This is a genomic window from Pseudomonas sp. 20-5 (assembly GCF_056782835.1).
The window spans coordinates 6,122,238-6,143,826 of the sequence record NZ_CM165584.1 but is presented as its reverse complement, the minus strand read 5'-3'; the positions used below and the strand labels follow the sequence as shown (position 1 = coordinate 6,143,826).

General features: G+C 68.8%; 20 protein-coding genes. 12 read left to right on the top strand and 8 right to left on the bottom strand.

What is annotated here, in order from left to right:
* Positions 1 to 12 precede the first annotated feature (12 nt).
* From etfA to AC1RB9_RS28290, 6 genes are all read right to left on the bottom strand, one after another.
* Complete coding sequence (gene etfA, locus AC1RB9_RS28315; RefSeq protein WP_019372302.1) at positions 13 to 1,245, bottom strand: electron transfer flavoprotein subunit alpha; 1,233 nt, start codon at positions 1,243 to 1,245, stop codon at positions 13 to 15.
* A gap of 118 nt (positions 1,246 to 1,363) precedes the next feature.
* Entirely contained in the window at positions 1,364 to 3,325 is a 1,962-nt protein-coding gene (gene dgcB / locus AC1RB9_RS28310; RefSeq protein ID WP_003107277.1) for a dimethylglycine demethylation protein DgcB, read from the bottom strand.
* 103 nt (positions 3,326 to 3,428) lie between these two features.
* Positions 3,429 to 5,489 carry a dimethylglycine demethylation protein DgcA gene (gene dgcA / locus AC1RB9_RS28305; protein ID WP_003107280.1) on the bottom strand — a complete coding sequence of 687 codons (2,061 nt, stop codon included), beginning with the start codon at positions 5,487 to 5,489 and terminating at the stop codon, positions 3,429 to 3,431.
* Positions 5,490 to 5,504: 15 nt separating this feature from the next.
* Entirely contained in the window at positions 5,505 to 6,035 is a 531-nt protein-coding gene (locus AC1RB9_RS28300; RefSeq protein ID WP_003107282.1) for a DUF5943 domain-containing protein, read from the bottom strand.
* Between the two features lie 126 nt (positions 6,036 to 6,161).
* The gene (locus AC1RB9_RS28295) at positions 6,162 to 7,139 is read right to left on the bottom strand and encodes a dipeptidase (RefSeq protein ID WP_003106042.1); all 978 of its coding nucleotides are present in this window, start codon (positions 7,137 to 7,139) and stop codon (positions 6,162 to 6,164) included.
* Between the two features lie 221 nt (positions 7,140 to 7,360).
* Complete coding sequence (locus AC1RB9_RS28290; protein ID WP_003106041.1) at positions 7,361 to 7,831, bottom strand: nuclear transport factor 2 family protein; 471 nt, start codon at positions 7,829 to 7,831, stop codon at positions 7,361 to 7,363.
* Positions 7,832 to 7,985: 154 nt separating this feature from the next.
* Between AC1RB9_RS28290 and cls the strand changes: the two genes are divergently transcribed.
* The 5 genes from cls (at position 7,986) to argE (ending at position 13,425) form a co-directional block, all read left to right on the top strand.
* Complete coding sequence (gene cls / locus AC1RB9_RS28285; RefSeq protein ID WP_003121332.1) at positions 7,986 to 9,458, top strand: cardiolipin synthase; 1,473 nt, start codon at positions 7,986 to 7,988, stop codon at positions 9,456 to 9,458.
* Between the two features lie 293 nt (positions 9,459 to 9,751).
* Positions 9,752 to 11,104, top strand: a complete 1,353-nt coding sequence (locus tag AC1RB9_RS28280; RefSeq protein WP_003096737.1) for a flavin-containing monooxygenase — start codon at positions 9,752 to 9,754, stop codon at positions 11,102 to 11,104.
* A complete protein-coding gene (locus AC1RB9_RS28275) occupies positions 11,104 to 11,526 on the top strand; it encodes a RidA family protein (RefSeq protein WP_003096732.1) in 423 nt (140 codons plus the stop codon). Before AC1RB9_RS28280 ends, AC1RB9_RS28275 begins: the two co-directional genes overlap by 1 nt.
* Before the next feature lie 13 nt (positions 11,527 to 11,539).
* Positions 11,540 to 12,214, top strand: coding sequence for a DUF1028 domain-containing protein (locus AC1RB9_RS28270; protein WP_003106037.1), 675 nt, complete (start codon positions 11,540 to 11,542; stop codon positions 12,212 to 12,214).
* Positions 12,215 to 12,270: 56 nt separating this feature from the next.
* Positions 12,271 to 13,425 (top strand): acetylornithine deacetylase, encoded by a 1,155-nt coding sequence (argE, locus tag AC1RB9_RS28265; protein ID WP_003106035.1) that lies wholly within the window; start codon positions 12,271 to 12,273, stop codon positions 13,423 to 13,425.
* Here the strand turns inward: argE and cdhR are convergent.
* Complete coding sequence (gene cdhR / locus AC1RB9_RS28260) at positions 13,355 to 14,365, bottom strand: HTH-type transcriptional regulator CdhR (protein ID WP_003114442.1); 1,011 nt, start codon at positions 14,363 to 14,365, stop codon at positions 13,355 to 13,357. The two genes, argE and cdhR, sit on opposite strands and share 71 nt — an antisense overlap.
* Before the next feature lie 210 nt (positions 14,366 to 14,575).
* Here cdhR and AC1RB9_RS28255 point away from each other — a divergent pair, with 210 nt between their 5' ends.
* The 5 genes from AC1RB9_RS28255 (at position 14,576) to AC1RB9_RS28235 (ending at position 18,988) form a co-directional block, all read left to right on the top strand.
* On the top strand, positions 14,576 to 15,514 hold the full coding sequence (locus AC1RB9_RS28255; protein ID WP_003096718.1) for a choline ABC transporter substrate-binding protein: 939 nt from the start codon (positions 14,576 to 14,578) through the stop codon (positions 15,512 to 15,514).
* A gap of 72 nt (positions 15,515 to 15,586) precedes the next feature.
* On the top strand, positions 15,587 to 16,471 hold the full coding sequence (gene cdhC, locus AC1RB9_RS28250) for a 3-dehydrocarnitine:acetyl-CoA trimethylamine transferase CdhC (protein WP_003096716.1): 885 nt from the start codon (positions 15,587 to 15,589) through the stop codon (positions 16,469 to 16,471).
* Between the two features lie 50 nt (positions 16,472 to 16,521).
* Positions 16,522 to 17,487: an L-carnitine dehydrogenase gene (locus AC1RB9_RS28245; protein WP_003096713.1), complete on the top strand. Its 966-nt coding sequence runs from the start codon at positions 16,522 to 16,524 to the stop codon at positions 17,485 to 17,487.
* A 50-nt stretch (positions 17,488 to 17,537) separates the two neighbouring features.
* On the top strand, positions 17,538 to 18,017 hold the full coding sequence (locus AC1RB9_RS28240) for a thioesterase family protein (protein ID WP_003458005.1): 480 nt from the start codon (positions 17,538 to 17,540) through the stop codon (positions 18,015 to 18,017).
* Positions 18,018 to 18,022: 5 nt separating this feature from the next.
* Positions 18,023 to 18,988: an acylcarnitine hydrolase gene (locus tag AC1RB9_RS28235; protein ID WP_004364692.1), complete on the top strand. Its 966-nt coding sequence runs from the start codon at positions 18,023 to 18,025 to the stop codon at positions 18,986 to 18,988.
* Here AC1RB9_RS28235 and AC1RB9_RS28230 read toward each other — a convergent pair.
* Complete coding sequence (locus AC1RB9_RS28230; protein ID WP_003457999.1) at positions 18,962 to 20,029, bottom strand: YeiH family protein; 1,068 nt, start codon at positions 20,027 to 20,029, stop codon at positions 18,962 to 18,964. The two genes, AC1RB9_RS28235 and AC1RB9_RS28230, sit on opposite strands and share 27 nt — an antisense overlap.
* Positions 20,030 to 20,136: 107 nt before the next feature.
* On the opposite strand from AC1RB9_RS28230, the gene AC1RB9_RS28225 reads away from it, so the two are divergent.
* Both AC1RB9_RS28225 and AC1RB9_RS28220 read left to right on the top strand, forming a co-directional pair.
* Positions 20,137 to 21,030, top strand: coding sequence for a LysR family transcriptional regulator (locus tag AC1RB9_RS28225; protein WP_003104838.1), 894 nt, complete (start codon positions 20,137 to 20,139; stop codon positions 21,028 to 21,030).
* Between the two features lie 268 nt (positions 21,031 to 21,298).
* Entirely contained in the window at positions 21,299 to 21,547 is a 249-nt protein-coding gene (locus tag AC1RB9_RS28220; RefSeq protein WP_003096701.1) for a hypothetical protein, read from the top strand.
* Positions 21,548 to 21,589: the final 42 nt, after the last annotated feature.

The window sequence follows — 21,589 nt, the reverse complement described above, 5'->3', positions numbered from 1 at the left end:
GTGGAAGCGGGTTCAGGCCGCATCGCGGGCGGCGCCGTTGCGGTGTGCCTCGGCCAGGCGGATCAGCGCGCGGAGGATTTCCGTCGAGTCGCCGATCACCGAGAGATCGGCGCGCTTGATCATGTCGCAGCCGGCGTCGCGGTTCACCGCCACCACCTTGTCGCAGGCGCCTATGCCCTGCAGGTGCTGGATCGCCCCGGAGATGCCCACCGCCAGGTAGACCCGCGCGGTGACCCAGGTACCGGTGGCGCCGACCTGGCGGTTGCGCGGCATGTGCCCGTCGTCCACCGCCACCCGCGAGGCGCCCTCGGTGGCGCCGAGGACGGCGGCGGCCTGGTGGAACAGCGTCCAGTCCTGCACGCCGTTGCCGCCGGAGAGAATGAATTCGGCCTCGGCCATGGGAATCCGCGCCGGGTCCACGGCCACCGGGCCGAGGTCCTCGATGCGTGGCAGGTTGCGCGCCACCTGCTCGGCCATGTGCAGTTCGCGAACCTCATGGCGGGTCTCGCTGACCGGCTCGGCGCATTCCGCCGCGGCCAGCAGCAGGCGCGGCAGGGCGCGCTGGATGTCCTCGCGGCCGGCGCCGGCGCGGCCGATGCAGCGGCCGTCCTCGACCTGCCAGACGCGACCGGCCGGCCGCTCGCCGAGCGCGGCGGCCAGGCGCCGGCCCAGTTCGCCGCCGCCGTTGCGACTGTCCGGGAACAGCCAGTGGCGCGGGGCGAGCTGGTTCTCCAGGTTGCGCAGGGCGAGTATTCGCTGCTCGGGCGCGTAGCCGTCGTACTCGCCGCCGGAGAGGTGCAGCAGGCGGTCGACGCCGGCGCTGTCGAAGGCGCTTTCCTTGTGTTCGCCGAACACCACGGCGAGCACCGCGCCGTCGTTGCCGGCGAGCTTGCGGGCCAGTCCGAGGAGGTCCTTGTCGTGGCTGGAGAGACGGCCGCCGACCATGTCCGGGACCACCGCGACGAGGAATGCCGGTTGCTCGACCACATGCAGCGGCAACTGCGCTTCCTGCGCTACGCTGGCGCGGCGCACGCCGCTGCCCTGCTGGCCGCCGGAGCGATCGATGCGGCGGATGCCGTTGGGGCCGAGGAAGCCGACGGCGTGCGGGTTCTTGCGGATCACGCCGTGGGGGCCCATCCAGCGCACCTCGCCGCCTTGGGCGGACTGCATGGCCGCATGCAGCGGATGCAGGCGGTTGCGGGCGATCCATTCGGCGCGTGGATCGCGACGGACGATATCGTTCATGCGGAATGCTTCCTGTGGCTGCGGCTACCCGATCCTGCGGCCCCCTCCCTGGAGGGAGAGGCCGCTATCCGTGCTGCCCCGGTTAGCAGCGGGTTCGATGTGAAGCTCGACACTCTCATCAATGCACCTCCGCCACGGCTTCACGCCGCAACGGCTTTTTTGCCGGCGCTTCCGCCTGTTCTATCAGCGCTTCCGCTACCAGCTCGGCGATGTCCTTGATCTCCGGCCGCGGCGCCACTACGCCTTCGAGCATCGCGGTGCACTGCGGGCAGCCGACGGCCACCAGCTCGGCGCCGGTCTCGCGGATGTCGGCCATGCGCATGTCGGGAATCCGTTGCTTGCCGGGGATGTCGGTGATCGGCGCGCCGCCACCGCCGCCGCAACAGCGCGAGCGGAAGCCGGAGCGTTGCATTTCCTTGACCTCGATGCCGAGTGCGCGCAGCACGTTGCGCGGCGCCTCGTACTCGCCGTTGTAGCGGCCCAGGTAGCAGGGGTCGTGGTAGGTGACGCTGCCGGCCTTGCTGCGGCCCGGTTGCAGCGTGCCGGCGCGCAGCAGTTCGTCGATGAAGGTGCTGTGGTGCAGTACCTGGTAGTCGCCGCCGAGGGCGCCGTATTCGTTCTTCAGCACATGGAAGCTGTGCGGGTCGCAGCTGACGATGCGGGTGAAGCGGTATTTCGCCAGGGTCGCGATATTGCGCCTGGCCAGGTTCTGGAAGGTCGCCTCGTCGCCCAGCCGGCGCGCCACGTCGCCGCTGTCGCGCTCCTCCAGGCCGAGCACGGCGAAGTCCACCGCGGCTGCCTTGAGGATCTTCACGAAGGCGCGCAGGGTGCGCTGGTTGCGCATGTCGAAGGCGCCATCGCCGACCCAGAACAGCACGTCGGCGCTCTTCTTCTCGCTCATCAGCGGCAGGTTCAGGTCGGCCGCCCAGTTCAACCGGCCGCCGGGGGCGAAGCCGCCGGGGTTGTCGGTGGCGATCAGGTTGTCCAGCACCTCGGCGCCCTTGTTCGGCGTGGCGCCTTTCTCCAGGGTCAGGTGGCGGCGCATGTCGACGATGGCGTCGACGTGCTCGATCATCATCGGGCACTCCTCGACGCAGGCCCGGCAGGTGGTGCAGGACCACAGGGTGTCGGCGTCGACCAGGGCCTTGCCATCCAGCGCGACGATCGGCTGGTGCGGGCCGCCGCCGTGCTCGCCCAGCGGTTTGCCTGGATAGGGGCTGCCGGCGAACTTCGCGTCGTTGCCTCCGGCCAGGCCGATGACCATGTCCTGGATCAGCTTCTTCGGGTTCAGCGGCTGGCCGGCGGCGAACGCCGGGCACATCGCCTCGCACTTGCCGCACTGCACGCAGGCGTCGAACCCGAGCAACTGGTTCCAGGTGAAGTCGCTGGGCTTTTCCACGCCCAGCGGCGCCTGCGGATCGGCCAGGTCGAGCGCCTTGAGGCCGGTGGAGCGGCCGCCGCCGAAGCGTTCGGCGCGGCGGTGCCAGGCCAGGTGCAGGGCACCGGCGAAGGCGTGCTTCATCGGCCCGCCCCAGGTCATGCCGAGGAACAGCTCGGACACGCCCCAGGCCACGCCAATGGCGAGGAGGCCGGCGAGGAACCAGCCGCCGAAGCCTTCCGGCAGGATCCCGGCCACCGGCAGGGTGGCGAGGAAGAAGCTCGCGGCGAACGCCAGCAGGCTCTTCGGCAGGCGCATCCAGGGGCCCTTCGACAGCCGCGACGGTGGGTCGAGGCGGCGGCGGGCGACGAACAGCGCGCCGACGAACATCAGCGCCGTGGCCGCCAGCAGGGCGAAGCCGAGGATCCGGCCGTGCAGCCCGAAACCGTGTACCAGGATCGCCAGCAGCGCCGCCAGGACGAAGCCGCCGGCGGTGGCGACGTGGGTCCTGGACATGTACCTGTCGCGCTCTACCACATGGTGCAGGTCCACCAGGTAGCGACGCGGCATCTGCATGAGGCCGCCGATCCAGTCGACCTTGGCGGGTCGGCCGCGGCGCCACATGAGGAAGCGCTTCGCGGCGCCGAGCACGGCAAGTGCCAGGGCGGCGAAGAGCAGGACGGGGAGGAGGGTGTCGAGCATTTCTGGTCTCCCTGCGGGACGTCAGGCGGCGCTGGATCGGCCTCCTCTCCCGCTTGCGGGAGAGGGGGGCCGGCCGTGCCGGTCGGATGCCACGAGGCGTGTCTTAGAAATCCTTGCACAAGCGCAGCGCGTCATAGATCGCCGCATGGGTGTTGCGCTGGGCCACGCAGTCGCCGATGCGGAACAGCAGGTAGCCTTCTCCGGACTGGCTGAGGCAGGGCTGCGGCTGGATCGCGAACAGCGCCTCGACGTCGATCTGGCCCTTGTTCCGCGAGCCCTGCTTGAGCGCGTAGTAGAGGCTCTCGTCGGGGCGCACGCCGTTTTCCACCACCACCTGGTCGACCACCCGCTCTTCCCGCGCGCCGGTGTATTCGTTCTCCAGCACCGCCACCAGCTTGTCGCCCTCGCGGTAGACCTTCTCCAGCATGAGGTCGCCGGTCATGATCACTTCCTTGGGATACATGCTGCGGTAGTAGGTGGGGAAGGTGGTGCCGCCGATGGCCACGCCCGGCTTGATGTCGTCGGTGACGATCTCCACCTGGGCGCCCTTGTCGGCGAGGAAGTCCGCCACCGACATGCCGCTGAACTCGCAGATGGTGTCGTAGACCAGCACGTTCTTGCCTGGCTCGACCGTGCCGTCGAGCACGTCCCAGCTGCTCACCACCAGGCCTTCGGCGGCGCCCCAGTGTTCGTTCTGCTCGAGGAACGGATGTCCGCCGTTGGCCAGCACCACCACGTCCGGGCGCAGGTCGAGGATGGTCTCGGGGTCGGCCGCGGTGCCCAGGCGCAGGTCGATGCCCAGGCGCGCCAGCTCCAGCTGGTACCAACGGGTGATGCCGGCGATCTGGTCGCGTTGCGGCGCCTTGGCGGCGGTGGTGATCTGGCCGCCGAGCTGCTCCTTCTTCTCGAACAGGGTCACGTCGTGGCCACGCTCGGCCGCCACGCGGGCCGCTTCCATCCCGGCCGGCCCGCCGCCGACCACCACCACCTTGCGCTTCGGTCCGGCGGACTTCTCGATGATGTGCGGCACGCCCATGTATTCGCGGGAGGTCGCGGCGTTCTGGATGCACAGCACGTCCAGGCCCTGGTACTGGCGGTCGATGCAGTAGTTGGCGCCGACGCACTGCTTGATCTGGTCGACCTGGCCCATCTTGATCTTGGCGATCAGGTGCGGGTCGGCGATGTGCGCGCGAGTCATGCCGACCATGTCCACGTAGCCGCCTTCGAGGATGCGCGTGGCCTGGTTCGGGTCCTTGATGTTCTGCGCGTGTAGCACCGGCACGTCGACCACTTCCTTGATGCCGGCCGCCAGGTGCAGGAACGGCTCCGGCGGGAAGGTCATGTTGGGGATGACGTTGGCCAGGGTATTGTGGGTGTCGCAGCCGGAGCCGACCACGCCGATGAAGTCGAGCATGCCGGTATCGCTGTAGTACTTGGCGATCTGCTTCATGTCCTCGTGGGACAGGCCGTCCGGGTGGAACTCGTCGCCGCAGATGCGCATGCCGACGCAGAAGTCCTCGCCGACCTCGGCGCGCACCGCCTTGAGCACCTCGAGGCCGAACTTCATGCGCCCCTCGAAGCTACCGCCCCATTCGTCGGTGCGCTTGTTGACCCGTGGGCTCCAGAACTGGTCGATCATGTGCTGGTGCACGGCGGACAGCTCGACGCCGTCCAGGCCGCCTTCCTTGGCGCGGCGGGCGGCCTGCGCGTAGTTGCCGATGACCCGCCAGATCTCCTCCACCTCGATGGTCTTGCAGGTGGCGCGGTGCACCGGCTCGCGGATACCCGACGGCGACATCAGGGTCGGCCAGTGGTAGCCGTCCCAGCGCGAACGGCGCCCCATGTGGGTAATCTGGATCATGATCTTGGCGCCGTGCTTGTGCATGGCGTCCGCCAGGTTCTGGAAGTGCGGGATGATCCGGTCGGTGGACAGGTTCACCGAACTCCACCACTGCTGCGGGCTGTCGATGGCGACCACCGAGGAGCCGCCACAGATGGCCAGGCCGATGCCGCCCTTGGCCTTTTCCTCGTAGTACTTCACGTAGCGCTCGGTGGTCATCCCGCCGTCGGTGGCGTAGACCTCGGCGTGGGCGGTGGAGAGCACGCGGTTGCGGATGGTCAGCTTGCCGATCTGGATCGGCTGGAACATTGCTTCGAAGGCCATGACCCTTTCCTCGGCTTACAGGGGTTTGACGACGAACAGGCCGTCTTCGTGACCGTCCTCGGCGCCGCTGTAGACCTGTTCGGCCACGGTGCGCAGGCTGCTGCCACGGGCGGCGAGGATCTGGTCCATGGCGCCGGCGAACCAGCCGGTGAACATGTAATCGACCTTGCGATTGACCTTGCCGTAGACGTAGACGAAGGCGGAGTGCCGCAGGCGGACCTCGGCGGTGCCTTCCTCGAGGTTGATCCGCTCGATCTCGAACAGGCCCCAGCCGCGCTGGGACAGGCGCTTCATGTAGTGCTCGAACACCGCCACGCCCTCCAGGCCGTGACATTCGGCTTCCTTCTCGCACCAGTGCCAGGCGGACTTGTAGCCGGCCTTGTAGAGGATCTCGGCGTAGGCGTCGGCGCCCAGCACTTCCTCGATGCCCATGTGGTTGTTGACGAAGAAATGTCGCGGTACGTAGAGCATCGGCAGGGCGTCAGTGGTCCAGACGCCGGTCTCGCTGTCGACCTCGATGGGCAGTTGGGGGGCATGTTTGGCCATGGTGTAAGCTCCGATTCTTTTGACTCCCTCTCTCCCTTCAGGGAGAGAGGCGGGGAGAGGGAAGGTGGGTGCGATGCAATGCCGCTCCCTTGAGGAAGAGGCGACGAGTCGGGAGTGGGCCGGGAGTTACTCGCCCCAGACGTCGCGCAGGACCCTTACCCAGTTCTCGCCCATCACCTTGCGCACCACGCGCTCGGGCATGCCGCGCTCGAGCAGGGTCTCGGTGAGGTTGGGGAATTCGCCGACGGTGCGGATGCCCAGCGGGTTGACGATCTTGCCGAAGTTGGTCAGGCGCCGGGCGTAGCCCTTGTCGTGGGTCAGCCACTCGAAGAAGTCGTGGCCGTGGCCCTGGGTGAAATCGGTGCCGATGCCGATGGCGTCCTCGCCGACGATGTTCATCACGTACTCGATGGCCTCGGCGTAGTCGTCGATGGTCGAGTCGATGCCTTTCTTGAGGAACGGCGCGAACATGGTCACACCGACGAAGCCGCCATGATCGGCGATGAACTTCAGCTCCTCGTCGGACTTGTTGCGCGGGTGTTCCTTGAGGCCGGACGGCAGGCAGTGGGAGTAGCAGACCGGCTTCTTCGATTCGAGGATGACCTCTTCGGAAGTCTTGCTGCCGACGTGGGAGAGGTCGCACATGATGCCGACCCGGTTCATCTCCGCGACGATCTCCCGACCGAAGCCGGAGAGCCCGCCGTCACGCTCGTAGCAGCCGGTGCCGACCAGGTTCTGGGTGTTGTAGCACATCTGCACGATGCCCACGCCGAGCTGCTTGAACACCTCGACGTAGCCGATCTGGTCCTCGAATGCGTGGGCATTCTGGAAACCGTAGAGGATGCCGGTCTTGCCCTGCTCCTTGGCCTTGCGGATGTCCGCGGTGCTGCGCACCGGGATCACCAGGTCGCTGTTGTCGCGGATCAGCTTGTTGCTGGCGACGATATTGTTCACCGTCGCCTGGAAGCCTTCCCATACCGATACGGTGCAATTGGCGGCGGTCAGGCCGCCCTTGCGCATGTCCTCGAACAGTTCGCGGTTCCACTTGGCGATGATCAGACCGTCGATGACGATGCTGTCGGCGTGCAATTCGGCTGGGCTCATCTGGCATACCCCTTTCAGGCTGGGCGCGCCGGGACTTGTGCCGACGCTTTGGGGGCAGCATATCGTCGGGGCCCGGCGCGACCCGGCCCGAAAACGACCAGGGTCGTGCCGAAAGCGTCAAGCGTGCGACCGCAACGACGGAGGGCAATGTCGCGGATGGAACAGGCGCTGGCCGCCCGGGGCCGGCAACGGGGAGTGCGCGCGCCCCTGCCGGCGCGGGTTCAGAGGCCGAGTTCGCCGAGCGACGGATGGTTGTCCGGCCGGCGCCCCAGCGGCCAGCGGAACAGCCGCTGGTCCTCGCGGATCGGCAGGTCGTTGATGCTGGCGTGACGTTCGTACATCAATCCCTGCTCGTCGAACGCCCAGTTCTCGTTGCCGTAGGAGCGGAACCAGTTGCCCGAGTCGTCGTGCCATTCATAGGCGAAGCGCACGGCGATGCGGTTGCCGGTAAACGCCCAGAGTTCCTTGATCAGCCGGTACTCCTGCTCGCGCTGCCACTTGCCGCTGAGGAATTCGACGATCCGCTCGCGGCCGCGGACGAAGGTCGAGCGATTGCGCCAGACGCTGTCGGGACTGTAGGCCAGCGAGACGCGCTGCGGGTCGCGGCTGTTCCAGCCGTCCTCGGCGGCGCGGACCTTCTGCGCGGCGGTTTCGGCGGTGAAGGGGGGAAGCGGGGGACGGACGTCGCTCATGGCGGGCTCCTCGGTCTGCGGTGGTTTTCGATGGGAACAGCGTAGGGCAGGGCGAGCGCGGCCGAATGACGTCGATCCCACGGATCCTGCCAATCCCGCCTCGCCCCCCTGGCTGTTTGCCAGGCTGGCCAGACCTACCCCGGAGAGGGCTATGATGGCCGCCACCGGAGTGGACAAGGATCGACCTCGCGCAATGACCTCCACCACCTACCTCGGCCTGCTGCTGGTCGGTATCCAGGTACTCGGCTTCGTCGCCGCCATCCATGCCGTGCTCACCGTGCGCACCGCCCAGGGCGCGATCGCCTGGGCCACCTCGTTGGTATTCATGCCGTACCTGACCCTGCTGCCGTACCTGGTGTTCGGTCGCAGCCGTTTCGACGCCTACATCGAGGCGCGGCGCCAGGCCAACCGCGAGATGCACCTGGCGGCCGCCGAGCTGGACTGGCGTCCCTGGGTCGAGGAGGCCCTGGCGGCCCGCCAGGTCAGCGGCTACAAGGGGCTCAAGGCGCTGGTGCGGATGACCCGCACGCCGACCCTGGCGAACAACCGGGTGCGCCTGCTGGTCAACGGCGAGGCCAGCTTCGAGGCGATGTTCAAGGCGATTTCCGCCGCCCGCCAGGTGATCCTGGTGCAGTTCTTCATCGTCCGCGACGACGCCCTCGGCCAGCGCCTCCAGCAACTGCTGCTGGAACGTGCGGCCAACGGCGTCGAGGTGTTCTTCCTCTATGACGCCATCGGCAGCCACGCGCTGCCGCACCGCTATGTCGAGCGGCTGCGCCAGGGCGGCGTGCAGATGCATGGCTTCAGCACCGGCAGCGGCATGCTCAACCGCTTCCAGGTGAATTTCCGCAACCACCGCAAGGTCGTGGTGGTGGATGGCGAGTGCGGTTTCGTCGGCGGGCACAACGTCGGCGTCGAGTACCTCGGCGAGAAGCCGCCGCTGGCGCCCTGGCGCGACACCCACATGGAACTGCGCGGGCCGGCGGTGGCGTGCCTGCAGGAAAGCTTCGCCGAGGACTGGTACTGGGCGACCCACAGCCTGCCGCCGCTGATCCTGCCGCCGCAGTACGACAGCGAGGGCGCGCTCTGCCAGGTAGTCGCCAGCGGTCCGGCGGATGCCCAGGAAACCTGCTCGCTGTTCTTCGTCGAGATGATCAACGCCGCCCACGAGCGGGTCTGGATCACCTCGCCGTATTTCGTTCCCGACGAAGCGGTGATGGCCGCCCTGCGCCTGGCGGTGCTGCGCGGCGTCGACGTGCGCCTGCTGATACCCTCGCGCCCGGACCACCGCACGGTGTATGCCGCGTCCAGCCTCTACGCGCTGGAGGCGATCCGTGCCGGGGTCAAGGTGTTCCGCTACCAGCCCGGCTTCCTCCACCAGAAGGTGGTGCTGGTGGACCGCGACACCGCCGCCGTCGGCAGCGCCAACCTGGACAACCGTTCGTTCCGGCTGAATTTCGAGGTGATGGTGGTGACCGTCGACGAGGGCTTCGCCGGCGAGGTGGAGGCGATGCTCGAGGCGGACTTCGCCGAGTCGCTCGAATTCACTCCGGAAGACCGCCGCAGCGTGCGCCGCCTGCAGCAACTGGGGATGCGCGTGGCGCGGCTGGTCTCGCCGATCCTCTGAAAACCTTCGCGAACTCTGTACGTCGGCAAAACCGCGTTGGAAACGGCTTCGGAAAGCTCGGTTGCCGTTCGGGGACTCCGCTTCCCCGTCCGCTTTCGCCCGGTTTCTCCAGCTCGCCAGATCGTCGGCAGGTCCTGAGCGACGCCTCTGCCGCCCGCCGACCGCGCGGGCGTGCAGCTTTTCCCTAGCCAGCGACTACAAAAATCATAATTTCGCTATTCCCCGGCTCTGAACAGAATGCGGCCATCACGCAACCGCAGAACAAGAACGACCAGAGTCCGAGGAACCGAGCCATGACCGACCTGAATCGCACCGCCTTGCCCTCGCGCACGGACGGGACCGTGGAAAAGACCGACACCCTCGTCGTCGGCGCCGGCCAGGCCGGCGTGGCGATGAGCGAGCACCTGAGCCGGCTCGGCGTGCCGCACCTGGTCCTGGAGCGCAACCGCATCGCCGAGGCCTGGCGCAGCGGACGCTGGGATTCGCTGGTGGCCAACGGCCCGGCCTGGCACGACCGCTTCCCGGGAATGGAATTCGACATCGATCCCGACGGTTTCCCCGGCAAGGACCAGGTGGCGGCCTATTTCGAGGCCTACGCGAAGAAATTCGACGCGCCGATCCGTACCGGCGTCGAGGTGAGGAAGGTGGTGCGCAATGTCGGCCGCCCCGGCTTCACCGTGGAAACCTCCGCCGGGACCATCGAGGCCAACCGCGTGGTCGCTGCCACCGGCCCGTTCCAGCGTCCGGTGATCCCGCCGATCGCGCCGCGCGACGAGCGTATCCGGCAGATCCACTCGGCCCACTACTACAACCCGCAGCAGCTGCCCGAAGGTGCGGTACTGGTGGTCGGCGCCGGTTCGTCGGGGGTACAGATCGCCGACGAGCTGCAACGTGCCGGGCGCCAGGTCTACCTCTCGGTGGGCGCTCATGACCGTCCGCCGCGTTCCTACCGCAACCGCGACTTCTGCTGGTGGCTGGGCGTGCTCGGCGAATGGGATGCGGAAGTCGCCAAGCCCGGGCGCGAGCATGTGACCATCGCCGTGAGCGGTGCCCGCGGCGGACATACCGTGGACTTCCGCGCCCTGGCGCATCAGGGCGTGACCCTGGTCGGACTGACCGAATCCTTCGTCGACGGCGTCGCGACCTTCCGGCCGGACCTGGCGGAGAACCTGGCGCGCGGCGACGAGAACTACCTGGCGTTGCTCGACGCCGCCGACGCCTATATCGCCCGCAACGGCCTTGACCTGCCGGAAGAGCCCGAGGCGCGCCGCCGGCTGCCGGACCCGCAGTGCGTGACCGATCCGATCCTCGAACTGGACCTGGCCGAGGCCGGGGTGGGCAGCATCATCTGGGCCACCGGCTATGCCGTCGACTTCGGCTGGCTGCAGGTCGATGCCTTCGACCGCGACGGCAAGCCGCGCCACCAGCGTGGCGTGTCCAGCGAACCCGGCGTGTATTTCATCGGCCTGCCCTGGCTGTCGCGGCGCGGCTCCTCGTTCATCTGGGGCGTCTGGCACGACGCGCGCCATGTCGCCGACCACATCGCCATCCAGCGCAAGTACCTCGCATACCGCGACGCTGCCCAGCGCCAGGAACAGGACCGCGCCTCGCAAGCTCCGCAAACCAGCCTCCAGGAAGTCAGCTGATGCCTACCCATACCCGCATTCGCATGTTCAACACCAAGGACACCTACCCCAACCAGTCCCTGGACAACGATCTCTGCCAGGCCGTGCGCGCCGGCAACACGGTGTACGTGCGCGGCCAGGTCGGCACCGACTTCGACGGCAACCTGGTCGGCCTCGGCGACCCGCGCGCCCAGGCCGAGCAGGCGATGAAGAACGTCAAGCAACTGCTGGAGGAAGCCGGCAGCGACCTCTCGCACATCGTCAAGACCACCACCTACCTGATCGATCCGCGCTACCGCGAGCCGGTCTATCGCGAGGTCGGCAAGTGGCTCAAAGGGGTGTTCCCGATCTCCACCGGACTGGTGGTCTCGGCCCTCGGCCAGCCGCAGTGGCTGATGGAGATTGACGTGATCGCGGTGATTCCCGACGACTGGCAGCAATGAGGAGGCGCGCGCCATGACCTTTTCCATCGTCGGCCGCTGCGCCGAAACCGGCCAGCTGGGCATCGCCATCAGCTCGTCGAGCATCGCCGTCGGCGCCCGTTGTCCCTGGCTGCGCGCCGGCACCGGCGCGGTGGCTACGCAGAACATCACCCTGCCGGCGCTCGGCCCGCAGATCCTCGACCGCCTCGACCAGGGCCTGGCCCCTGGCGAAGCGCTGGACCAGGCGCTGAGCAGCAACGGCTATGGCCAGTATCGCCAGGTCACGGTGATCGACCAGCACGGCCGCACCGCGTTGTTCACCGGCCGCGAGGCGCTCGGCGTCCACCATGCGCGGGCCGGCGAACAATGCGTGGCGGCCGGCAACCTGCTGGCCGCGCCGGAAGTGATCGAGGCGATGGTGGATGCCTTCGAGAACGCCGAAGGCCTGCTCGCCGAGCGCCTGCTGGCGGCGATGCGTGCCGCGCTGGCCGCTGGTGGCGAAGCCGGGCCGGTGCATTCGGCGGCGCTGTCGGTGGTCGGCGACCTGCTCTGGCCGGTGGTCGACCTGCGCGTCGACTGGGCCGAGCACGACCCCATCGGCCAGCTCGAGCGACTGTGGCTCGCCTACAAGCCGCAGATGCAGGACTATGTGACCCGCGCCCTCGACCCGACCCGTGCGCCGAGCTACGGCGTGCCCGGCGACGAGTGAGCGGGTCGTTCCCTTCCTCGACGGCGCAGCGCGAGACCTGCGCCCTGGAGCCCGACATGCCCGGCAGCCGCGACATCCTCGCCGACCTGGTGGCCTTCGACACCGTCAGCCGCGAGTCCAACCTGGCGCTGATCGACTACGTCCGCGACTACCTGGCGGGTTTCGGCGTCGACAGCGAACTGTTCTTCGACGCCGACGGCCGCAAGGCCAATCTCTATGCCACCATCGGCCCCAGCGACCGTGGCGGCGTCTGCCTTTCCGGGCATACCGACGTGGTGCCGGCGGACGGCCAGGCCTGGAGCGTGCCGCCGTTCCGGCTCAGCGAGCGCGATGGCCGCCTCTACGGGCGTGGCACGGCGGACATGAAGGGCTACCTGGCCTGCGTGCTGGCGGCCGTCCCGGCGTTCCTCGCCGCGCCGTTGCGCCTGCCGGTGCACCTGGCGTTCTCCTACGACGAGGAAGTCGGCTGCCTGGGCGTCCGTTCGCTGCTCGCGGCGCTGGAGCGGCGTCCGCACAAGCCGTTGCTGTGCATCATCGGCGAGCCCACCGAGCTGAAGCCGGTGCTCGGCCACAAGGGCAAGCTGGCCATGCGCTGCGAGGTGCACGGCGCGGCCTGCCATTCGGCCTACGCGCCGCAGGGGGTGAATGCCATCGAATACGCCGCGCGGCTGATCGGCCGCCTCGGCGAGATCGGCGCGCGCCTGGCGGTGCCGGAGCGCCACGACCGGCGTTTCGACCCGCCCTATTCGACGGTGCAGACCGGACTGATCCAGGGCGGCCGGGCGCTGAACATCGTGCCCGCCGAGTGCCGCTTCGACTTCGAGGTCCGCGCGCTGCCGGCGGACGACCCGCGGCAGGTCGCCGAGGAACTCCGCGACTATGCCGAAAGCGAACTGCTGCCGCGGATGCGCGCGGTGGAGCGAAGTACCGATATCCGCTTCACGCCGCTATCGGCCTATCCCGGCCTGCTCACCGCAGACGACAGCCAGGCGGCGGAGCTGATCGGCCTGCTCAGCGGTTCGACGGATTTCTCCACCGTGGCCTTCGGCACCGAGGGCGGGCTGTTCCACCAGGCCGGTATCCCGGCGGTGATCTGCGGTCCCGGCAGCATGGACCAGGGCCACAAGCCGGACGAGTTCGTCAGCCTCGCTCAGCTCGAGGCGTGCGATGCCCTGCTGGCGCGCCTGGCGGCGTGGCTGCGGGAGCCTTGAGCGGCAGCACCGCGCGATCCTGGCTGGGACTGGCGGCGAAGCGCGCGCGGTAGCTGCGGGAGAAGTACGACGGCGACTCGAAGCCGCAGGCCAGGCTCACCTGTAGCACGCTGAGGTCGGTCTGGCGCAGCAACTGGCGGGCCTTGTCCAGGCGCAGGCCGAGGTAGAAGTTCGAGGGCGTGTCGTCCAGGTGCACGCGGAACAGCCGTTCCAGCTGGCGGCGGGTGACCTGGATGCGCTCGGCCAGCTCCAGGGTGGTCAGTGGCGGCTCGGTATGCCGCTCCATCTCGCCGATCACCTGCACCAGCTTGCGGTTGCTCACGCCATAGCGGGTCGCCACCTGCAGGCGCTGGTGGTCCTGGCGCGGGCGGATGCGGCCGAGCACGAACTGCTCGGAAACCTGCACCGCCAGTTGCGGACCGTGGGCCTGGGCGATCAGGTCGAGCATCAGGTCGATGGAGGCGGTGCCGCCGGCCGAGGTGATGCGCGGACCGTCGATCTCGAACAGCTCCTGGGTCACGCTCAGTTGCGGGTAGGACTCCTGGAAGGCGTCGATGGCTTCCCAGTGCAGGGTCGCGCGGCGCCCGTCGAGCAGACCGGCCTCGGCCAGCACCACGCTGCCGGTATCGATGCCACCGAGGGTCACGCCGTTGCGATCGAGCTTGCGCAGCCACTGCACCAGTGCCGGGGTGACCGCCCGCAGCGGCTCGAAACCGGCCACCACGAACAGCAGGTCGCCTTTCTTCAACGGCTCCAGCGCGCCGTCGCTGTTCACCGACATGCCATTGCTGGCCAGCACCGGACCGCCGTCGGCGCTGAGCACGTGCCAGCGGTAGAGGTCGGCGTGGAAGCGGTTGGCCACTCGCAGTGGCTCCACGGCGGAAACGAAGCCCATTACCGAGAAGCCGGGCAGCAGGAGAAACCAGAAGTCCTGGGACATGGGGCGCTCCGGGGTTGAGGTTGCGCAGCCTGTGTGTAGCGCAGGCCCGCCGCGCTTGGCAATGGCCAGGTCGCTGCAGTGCAAGAGCTGGTCGCCGCAGTGCGCTTCGCCGCCGTCCCGGCTGCGTACCTTGGTCGCCAGGGTCGGTCTCGCAAGGGGCCGGCGCCCACCTCGCAGAAAAACAATCAATAGCCGCACGAGGGGAGACCGATGAAGACGACGATTCGCCAGCTGGGCTGCGCCCTGCTGATCCTGGCCAGTGGCGCCGCCCTGGCCGCCGAACCCGAGCAGTGCCGCACGGTGCGCCTGGGCACGGTGAACTGGACCGACGTGGTCGCCAGCAGCGCCGTGGCCGAAGCCTTGCTCGACGGCCTGGGCTACCAGGTGAAGCAGACCAGCGCCTCGCAACAGATCGTCCTGGCCGGCCTGGCCGACAAGCAGCTGGACCTGTTCCTCGGCTACTGGCAACCGACCATGCAGCCGGTCGCCAGGCCTTACCTGGACAAAGGCCGGATCGAAGTGATCGAGCCGCCGACCCTGGCCGACGCGCAGTCCACCTATGCGGTGCCGAGCTACGTCGCCGAGGGCGGGCTGAAGACCTTCGCCGACATCGCCCGCTTCAAGGACAAGCTTGGCGGCCGCATCTACGCCATCGAGCCGGGCAGCGGCTCGAACCGCATCACCCGGAAGATGATCGACGACAACCGTTTCGGCCTGAAGGGCTTCCAGCTGGTGGAGTCCAGCGAGGCCGGGATGCTCACGGCGGTGAAGCGGGCGATCAAGCGCAAGCAGTGGGTGGTGTTCTTCGGCTGGAAGCCGCATCCGATGAACCTGCAGATCGACATGACCTACCTCACCGGCAGCGAGGATGTGTTCGGTCCCGACGAAGGCGCGGCCACCGTCTCCACCATGACCGCCGCCGGCTACCAGGCGCAGTGCGGCAACGTCGCCCGGCTGCTGCACAACCTGCGCTTCAGCAGCGCCCAGGTCAGCCAGGTGATGGCGCCGATCCTCGATCGCACCCAGCCCCTCGACGCCGCGCGGCAGTGGCTGAAGGCCAACCCCGAGCCGCTGAAGGCCTGGCTGGATGGCGTGAGCACCTTCGACGGCAAGGACGGCCTGGCCGCGCTCCAGGCCTCGCTGAAGTAACCCGCACCTATCCGTTCCGCCCGGCGCGGCCGGGCGGGGCTTCGTACACCCCGAATACAGGAAGCTACCACCGTGAACCATGAAGTCATCGTCACCTGCGCGGTGACCGGCGCCGGCGATACCGTCGGCCGGCATCCGGCGATCCCGGTCACTCCGAAACAGATTGCCGAGGCCGCCATCGAGGCGGCCAGGGCCGGCGCCACCGTCGCCCACTGCCATGTCCGCGACCCCGCCACCGGCAAGCCCAGCCGCGACGTGGCGCTGTACCGCGAAGTGGTCGAGCGTATCCGCGAAAGCGACACCGATGTGATCATCAACCTCACCGCCGGCATGGGCGGCGACCTGGAGATCGGCAAGGGCGAGCAGCCCCTGGAGTTCGGTGCCGGCACCGACCTGGTCGGCCCGCTGGAGCGGCTCAGGCATGTCGAGGAGCTGCTGCCGGAAATCTGCACCCTGGACTGCGGCACCCTCAATTTCGGCGACGGCGACTACATCTACGTCTCCACCCCTGCGCAACTGCGCGCCGGCGCCCGGCGCATCACCGAGCTGGGGGTCAAGGCCGAGCTGGAAATCTTCGATACCGGCCACCTCTGGTTCGCCAAGCAGATGCTCAAGGAAGGGCTGCTGGAGGATCCGCTGTTCCAGATCTGCCTGGGCATTCCCTGGGGCGCGCCGGCCGATACCACGACCATGAAGGCGATGGCCGACAACCTGCCGCCGGGGGCGACCTGGGCCGGCTTCGGCATCGGCCGCACGCAGATGCCGATGGTCGCCCAGGCCATGTTGCTGGGCGGCAACGTGCGGGTCGGCCTGGAGGACAACATCTGGCTGGACAAGGGCGTGCCGGCGAGCAACGGCAGCCTGGTGGAGCGCGCCATCGAGATCATCGAGCGCCTCGGCGGGCGCGCCCTGAGCCCGGCGGAAGGGCGCCGCAGGATGAACCTGAAGCCGCGCTGATTTCTTCCTCCCCGCCCCGTCGGGGGCGGGAACAACTTCTGGAGATGTCCATGTCCTTCGTCACCGAGATCAAGACCTTCGCCGCCCTCGGTAGCGGCGTCATCGGCAGCGGCTGGATCGCCCGCGCCCTGGCCCACGGCCTCGACGTCGTCGCCTGGGATCCGGCGCCGGGCGCCGAAGCGGCGTTGCGCGCGCGCGTCGCCAATGCCTGGCCGGCCTTGCGGAAACAGGGCCTGGCGCCCGGCGCGGCGCAGGAGCGCCTGCGCTTCGTCGCGAGCATCGAGGAATGCGTGGGCGACGCCGATTTCATCCAGGAGAGCGCCCCCGAGCGGCTCGACCTGAAGCTCGACCTGCACGCCAGGATCAGCGCCGCGGCGCGGCCCGACGTGCTGATCGGTTCGTCCACCTCGGGCCTGCTGCCCAGCGAGTTCTACGCCGAGGCGAGCCACCCCGAGCGCTGCCTGGTCGGCCACCCCTTCAATCCGGTCTACCTGCTGCCGCTGGTGGAGGTGGTCGGCGGCGAACGCACCGCTGCCGAGGCCGTGCGGGCGGCGATGCGGGTCTACGAGTCGCTGGGCATGCGTCCGCTGCACGTACGCAAGGAAGTGCCCGGCTTCATCGCCGACCGCTTGCTCGAGGCGCTCTGGCGCGAGGCGCTGCACCTGGTCAACGACGGCGTGGCCACGACCGGCGAGATCGACGATGCGATCCGCTTCGGCGCCGGCCTGCGCTGGTCGTTCATGGGCACCTTCCTGACCTACACCCTGGCCGGTGGCAACGCCGGCATGCGCCACTTCATGGCGCAGTTCGGCCCGGCGCTGCAATTGCCCTGGACCTACCTGCCGGCGCCGGAACTCACCGAAGCCCTGATCGACCGGGTGGTGGAGGGCACCGCCGAGCAGCAGGGCGCGCGCAGCATCGCCGAGCTCGAGCGCTACCGCGACGACTGCCTGCTGGCGGTGCTCGGGGCGATCAGGGAAACCAAGGCCCGGCACGGCTTCGCCTTCGCCGAGTGACATGACGCGCCTTCCGCCCCGCCGGGCGGAGCGCAACCACGGAGCCTGCCATGAGCCAAGCCCTGACGACCTACGAGACGCCGGTCCTGCCCGAGTGGGTGGACTACAACGGCCACTTGCGCGATGCCTTCTACCTACTGGTGTTCAGCTACGCCACCGATGCGCTGATGGCGCATATCGGCCTGGACAGCCAGAACCGCGACGCCAGCGGACACTCGCTGTTCACCCTGGAATGCCACCTGAACTTCCTCCACGAGGTGAAGGAGGGCGCCAGGGTCGAGGTGCGCACGCAACTGCTCGGTCACGATCGCAAGCGTCTGCATATCCACCATGCCCTGTACCTGCCTGGCAGCGGGCAGGCGCTGGCGCTGAGCGAGCAGATGCTGCTCCACGTCAGCCTCGACGGCCCGCGCTCGGTACCGTTCGCAGGCGAGGTGCTGGCGCGGGTCGAGGCGCTCGCCGAGGCACATCGCGCGCTCCCCGTGCCGGAAGGTGTCGGTCGGGTGATCGGCCTGCCGCCGGTGCGCTGAGCGCGATGGCTGCGAAGTATCCGCTGTCTCCGGCGATGTGGCGCTTCGTCGAGCACAGCCGGGCGTTCGCCAGCGACAGTCCGCGCCTGGATGCGCAACGTGCGGCCTACGCGCGGATGTGCCAGGCGTTCGCGCCGCCGCGCCCGGCCGGTTTGCGGGTGCTCGACTCCTGCTTGCCGGCCGCGCCGCCGGTGCGCGTGCGCCGCTATCGCCCCGACCGCCCGGCACCGCCCGGCGGTTGGCCGGCGCTGCTCTACCTGCACGGTGGTGGCTGGATGCTCGGCGGCCTCGATTCACACGATTTCATCTGCGCCGACCTGGCGGCGCGCCTGGGCCTGCTGGTGCTGGCGGTGGATTACCGACTGGCGCCGGAGCATCCGTTCCCGGCGGCATTGCAGGATTGCCTGCGTGCCTGGCAGGCGCTGAGCCTGGGCGAGCTGGACGAAGCGCTGGATGGGCGACGCCTGCTGGTGGCCGGCGACAGCGCCGGCGGCAACCTGGCGGCGGCGCTGTGCCTGGCCCTGCGCGATGGCGGCGCGCCGTCGCCGGCTGCGCAGATATTGCTCTATCCCTTGCTGTCCGCCGCGCCATCGCCCTCGCGGATCGACTGCGTCGACGCGCCGTTGCTCGGCCTCGGCGATGTGCAGGCGTGCCTGGACGCCTACCTGCCGCTGGCGGCGCTGCACCGACAGCCGCTGGCGCTGCCCCTGGAGGCCGCTGATTTCACTGGCCTGCCGCCGGCCTTCGTGGCGGTCGCCGAATTCGATCCGCTGCGCGACGACGGCGAGCGCTATGGCGCAGCGCTACGCGCGGCGGGTGGCGAGGCAGGGTTCTATCCGGGAAACGGGCTGGTCCATGGCTGCCTGCGCGGCCACGGCATCGACGAGGTGGAAGCCCTGCACGAGGCCTTGCGGCGGGCCGTGCAGGGCTTCCTGGCGGAGGACTCAGGCGAGCGCCAGGCGGGTGAGTAATCCACCGCCGAGCACCAGCCAGGCGAATAGCAGGGCGGCCAGCAGCAGCGGTTTGAGGCCGGCGCGGCGGATCGCCGAGAGGTGCGTGCCGAGGCCGAGGCCGGCCATCGCCATGGCCAGGAGGAAGGTGTCGAGGTCGTTGACGTGGCTGACCAGCGCCGGCGGCAGGCTGACCAGCGAGTTGAGCCCGGCGACCAGTACGAAGCCGACGGCGAACCAGGGAATGGTGATCTTGGTCGCGCCGCTGTGCTGCCGGCGGTGCGCCTTGTCGCGTGCCAGCCAGGCCGAGAGCAGGATCAGGAAGGGCGCCAACATCATTACCCGGACCATCTTGGCGATCACCGCGGTATCCGCTGCCTCGATGCCGATCGAACGACCCGCGGCGACCACCTGGGCCACCTCATGCACCGTGGCACCGATGTACACGCCCCAGGGGCCAGGGTCGCGCGGTAGCAGCCCCCAGTCCTGGTCGAGCTGGAACAGCGCCGGATAGAGGAAGATGCCCAGGGTGCCGAACACCACCACGGTGGAAACCGCCACCGCGACCTGTTCGGCGCGGCCACGCACCACCGGCTCGGTGGCCATCACCGCGGCGGCGCCGCAGATCGAACTGCCGGCGCCGATCAGCAGGGTGGTGGTGCGGTCCAGGCCGAACAGCCGGGTGCCGAGCAGGCACGCCAGGCCGAAGGTGCTGGCGAGCATCAGGGCGTCCAGCAGCACGCCGTGCAATCCGACGCCGGCGATGTCCTGGAAGGTCAGGCGCAGGCCGTAGAGGATGATCCCGGCGCGCAGCAGGATCTGCTTGGAGAAGCCGACGCCGGCGGCGCTGCCGGCGGCGATCCGAGGGTACAGGGTGTTGCCGACGACGATGCCGAGCACGATGGCCAGGGTCAGCGCGCTGATGCCGTTGTGCTGCAACCATTGCGAACGACCCAGGAGGATCGCCGCGCCGGCCAGGGCGGCGCTGAGCAGCAGGCCGGGGATGAGTTTCTGGACCTGGGCCAGGGGTCTGGTACCGGTCTTGACGGGGAGGGTGTGCATCCTTCGCTCCTCAGGTGAGGTCACGGGACGCAGGTTAGGTAGCGGGAATGAATTTGTGAAACGAATAGTTTCTGTATTAAATACCTGAAAAACAGGTAGGTGAGTCCATGGCCCTCAGTTTCCGTCAGCTCCAGATCTTCTGTGCGGTGGCTCGCTGCGGCAGTACCACGGCGGCGGCGGAATCCATCTCGCTGTCGCAGTCGGCCACCAGCGCCGCGCTCAACGAGCTGGAGTCGCAGCTTTCCACGCGCCTGTTCGACCGGGTCGGCAAGCGCCTGCAACTGAACGAGGTCGGCCGCCGCTTCCTGCCCCAGGCATTGCGCCTGCTCGACGGGGTGGCGCAACTGGAGCAGCAGTTCGCGGTTTCCGCCGCGCCCCAGGCGAGCCTGACGGTGGCGGCCAGCAGCACCATCGGCAACTACGTGCTGCCACGCCTGCTGGCCTCCTTCGAGCGGGAGCAGCCGGGCGTGAGGGTCAACGCCAGCATCGGCAACACCGGTTCGGCGGTGCAGGACGTGGTGACCTTCGCGGCGGACATCGGCCTCATCGAAGGCCCCTGCCACGAGCCGGGCCTGCGGGTGGAGCCCTGGCTCGAGGACAGCCTGATCGTGGTGGCGGCGCCCGGCCACCCGCTGGCCTCGCGCACCCAGGTCTCCCGCGAGGCCCTGCGCCGCGCGCGCTGGCTGCTGCGCGAGCCCGGCTCGGGCACGCGCGAGGAGGTCAGCCACGCCCTGCTGGGCCACCTGCATTACCTGGAAGACAGCCTGGACCTGGGCAGCTCCGAGGCGATCAAGCACAGCGTCGCCGCCGGGCTGGGCATCAGTTGCCTGTCGCGCTGGGTGGTCGAGGAACAGTTGGCCTCCGGCGCGCTGGTCGAACTGCGCAGCAGCCTGCCGCCGTTGCGCCGGCGCTTCTACATGCTGCGCCAGCGCGACAAGTTCCTCTCGCCGGGCTTCGAGCGTTTCTGGGAACACTGTCGGGCGGGACTCGGCGCCGGCTAGCTGGCTTCCGGCAAAAAAATCCCCCTGCCGCGCCCGACGCGCGGAGGGGGATGAAAAAGGAGCCAGGAACGGCCCTCAGTGTGAGTCTGGCGTTTTCCGGAAGCCGTCCGCTGCATTCCGCAAGCCGCTGGAGGCGATTGTGGCGGTGTCGCTGGCGGTCGAATTAGCCGAAAACGACCTGCCCATGTCCAGGCGGGACAGCCCCCTTGCCGGGAGCGACGTGGGCTCAGCAGAATCGATGGCAATCCCCATCGAAGGAGCTGCCGCGATGATGCACGCCGATCTGATCGACCAGGACGATTTCCGCGAACGCCTGCAGGCGCTGGGCTTCAGCGTGCCGCCGGACTCGACTCCGGAGCAGGCCTGCGAATACGCCGTGCGCGGCCTCAGCCCGGAGCGCGCCCAGGCGCTGCGGCGGCTGGTGGAGGACATGCTCGGCGGGCACGCCACGCTGCTCCCGGCGGTGCGCGAGGCGATTTCCCGGCAATTGCTGCCGGCGCTGGTGCCGCGGGGCTGACAAGGCCCTGCCCGCTCCCGTGGACGGGGCGGGCAGGGACGC

Coding starts and splice junctions, on each gene's coding strand:
- AC1RB9_RS28240 (WP_003458005.1), top strand. CDS start 17,538: ATGAGCCAAGCCCTGACGACCTACGAGACGCCGGTCCTGCCCGAGTGG.
- etfA (WP_019372302.1), bottom strand. CDS start 1,245: ATGAACGATATCGTCCGTCGCGATCCACGCGCCGAATGGATCGCCCGC.
- AC1RB9_RS28275 (WP_003096732.1), top strand. CDS start 11,104: ATGCCTACCCATACCCGCATTCGCATGTTCAACACCAAGGACACCTAC.
- AC1RB9_RS28255 (WP_003096718.1), top strand. CDS start 14,576: ATGAAGACGACGATTCGCCAGCTGGGCTGCGCCCTGCTGATCCTGGCC.
- AC1RB9_RS28295 (WP_003106042.1), bottom strand. CDS start 7,139: ATGAGCCCAGCCGAATTGCACGCCGACAGCATCGTCATCGACGGTCTG.
- dgcB (WP_003107277.1), bottom strand. CDS start 3,325: ATGCTCGACACCCTCCTCCCCGTCCTGCTCTTCGCCGCCCTGGCACTT.
- AC1RB9_RS28245 (WP_003096713.1), top strand. CDS start 16,522: ATGTCCTTCGTCACCGAGATCAAGACCTTCGCCGCCCTCGGTAGCGGC.
- cls (WP_003121332.1), top strand. CDS start 7,986: ATGGCCGCCACCGGAGTGGACAAGGATCGACCTCGCGCAATGACCTCC.
- AC1RB9_RS28300 (WP_003107282.1), bottom strand. CDS start 6,035: ATGGCCAAACATGCCCCCCAACTGCCCATCGAGGTCGACAGCGAGACC.
- cdhR (WP_003114442.1), bottom strand. CDS start 14,365: ATGTCCCAGGACTTCTGGTTTCTCCTGCTGCCCGGCTTCTCGGTAATG.
- dgcA (WP_003107280.1), bottom strand. CDS start 5,489: ATGGCCTTCGAAGCAATGTTCCAGCCGATCCAGATCGGCAAGCTGACC.
- AC1RB9_RS28235 (WP_004364692.1), top strand. CDS start 18,023: ATGGCTGCGAAGTATCCGCTGTCTCCGGCGATGTGGCGCTTCGTCGAG.
- AC1RB9_RS28270 (WP_003106037.1), top strand. CDS start 11,540: ATGACCTTTTCCATCGTCGGCCGCTGCGCCGAAACCGGCCAGCTGGGC.
- AC1RB9_RS28280 (WP_003096737.1), top strand. CDS start 9,752: ATGACCGACCTGAATCGCACCGCCTTGCCCTCGCGCACGGACGGGACC.
- AC1RB9_RS28290 (WP_003106041.1), bottom strand. CDS start 7,831: ATGAGCGACGTCCGTCCCCCGCTTCCCCCCTTCACCGCCGAAACCGCC.
- argE (WP_003106035.1), top strand. CDS start 12,271: ATGCCCGGCAGCCGCGACATCCTCGCCGACCTGGTGGCCTTCGACACC.
- AC1RB9_RS28225 (WP_003104838.1), top strand. CDS start 20,137: ATGGCCCTCAGTTTCCGTCAGCTCCAGATCTTCTGTGCGGTGGCTCGC.
- AC1RB9_RS28220 (WP_003096701.1), top strand. CDS start 21,299: ATGATGCACGCCGATCTGATCGACCAGGACGATTTCCGCGAACGCCTG.
- AC1RB9_RS28230 (WP_003457999.1), bottom strand. CDS start 20,029: ATGCACACCCTCCCCGTCAAGACCGGTACCAGACCCCTGGCCCAGGTC.